The sequence below is a fragment of the Glycomyces lechevalierae genome (assembly GCF_027622945.1).
Lineage (GTDB): Bacteria > Actinomycetota > Actinomycetes > Mycobacteriales > Micromonosporaceae > Glycomyces > Glycomyces rutgersensis.
The window spans coordinates 769934-771522 of sequence record NZ_JAPZVQ010000001.1; the positions used below are offsets into that span (position 1 = coordinate 769934).

The window sequence follows — 1589 nt, forward strand, 5'->3', positions numbered from 1 at the left end:
CCCAACCCCCCGGGCCCCGCGCCCTCCCCCCCTGATGTCGCGCGTCCGCCTCCCGCGCGCGGGAGCCGGACGCTCACCCTTGCAACCGATTCGGCCCGGCAAGGGCCGATCCTCCAGCCTTCTCGACTCCTGAACGGAGGTTCGACCGATGAGACGACTACTCCGCGCCGCACTGGCGGCGCTGCTCATGCTCCCCCTCGCCCTCAGCGCGGTGCTCCTGACCGCCGCCCCGGCGCAGGCGGCCACCCTGAACCGCGTGACCGACTTCGGCAACAACCCGACCGGTCTCAACATGTACCTGTACGTGCCCGACAACGTCGCGCCTCAACCGGCCCTGCTGGTGCTCGTGCACTACTGCGGCGGCTCGGCCGGCGGCGTCTTCAACGGCATCGGGCACGACTACGTGACCGCGGCCGACCGGTACGGGTACGTCATCGTGGTCCCGGAGGCGACCCGCGAAGGGCACTGCTTCGACGTCTCCACCAAGCCGGCCCTCACCCGCAACGGCGGCGGCGACTCCACCGGCATCATGTCGATGGTCTCGTGGGCCCGCCAGCGCTACGCCGTGGACGCGGACCGGATCGTGGTCAGCGGGTTCTCCTCCGGGGCGATGATGACGAACGTCCTCGCCGCCGAGTACCCGGACGTCTTCTCCGCCGCCTCCGCGTTCTCGGGGGTCGCGGCCGGGTGCTTCGCCACCGACAACGGCTCACTGTGGAACAGCACCTGCGCGGGCGGGAACCTCATCAAGACCCCGCAGCAGTGGGGCGACCAGGTCCACGCCATGTACCCGGGCTACACCGGCTCGTATCCGCGGATGCAGCTGTGGCACGGGACCACCGACGACATCCTCAGGTACCCGAACTTCGGGGAGGAGATCAAGGAGTGGACGAACCTGCACGGGCTGAACCAGACGCCCTCCTCCACCGAGAACCTCGCGGGCGGCTGGGTGCGGACCCGCTACGGCGGCACCGGGAACCAGGCTCCCGTAGAGGGCATGAGCATCGCGGGGTACGGCCACTCGCTGCCGCTGACCGGCATGACGGCCAACGCGATCACCTTCCTCGGCCTCGATGCGGGCGGCAGCTCCTCCCCGACCTCGGGCCCGCTGCGCGGGACGGCGTCGGGCCGGTGCGTGGACGTGCCGAACCAGTCGACGACGAACGGCGCGCAGGTCCAGCTCTACGACTGCTGGACCGGGGCGAACCAGCAGTGGACCTACAGCGCCGCAGGCGAACTGAGCGTCTACACCGGCACCTCCCGCAAGTGCCTGGACGCCTCGGGCGGCGGGACCGCGAACGGGACGGCCGCGATCATCTGGTCGTGCCACGGCGGGACCAACCAGAAGTGGGACCTGCGCTCGGACGGCTCGATCGTGAACCGCCAGTCGGGCCTGTGCCTGGACGTGGCCGGGGCCGCGACCGCCAACGGCTCGAAGGTCCAGTTGTGGTCCTGCCACGGCGGGACGAACCAGCGGTGGACGCTGGGCTGACCGACTCGGGGCGGGGGGGCGCCGCCCCCCCCCCCCCCCCCCCCGCGCGGGGGAGGGGGGGGGGGGGGGGGGCCCGGGGGGGGGGGCGGGCCCGGGG

General features: G+C 72.4%; 1 protein-coding gene. It reads left to right on the forward strand.

The window, feature by feature from the left end:
* Positions 1 to 148 precede the first annotated feature (148 nt).
* Positions 149 to 1492 (forward strand): extracellular catalytic domain type 1 short-chain-length polyhydroxyalkanoate depolymerase, encoded by a 1344-nt coding sequence (locus O2L01_RS03570; protein ID WP_270120438.1) that lies wholly within the window; start codon positions 149 to 151, stop codon positions 1490 to 1492.
* Positions 1493 to 1589: the final 97 nt, after the last annotated feature.

Coding starts and splice junctions, on each gene's coding strand:
- O2L01_RS03570 (WP_270120438.1), top strand. CDS start 149: ATGAGACGACTACTCCGCGCCGCACTGGCGGCGCTGCTCATGCTCCCC.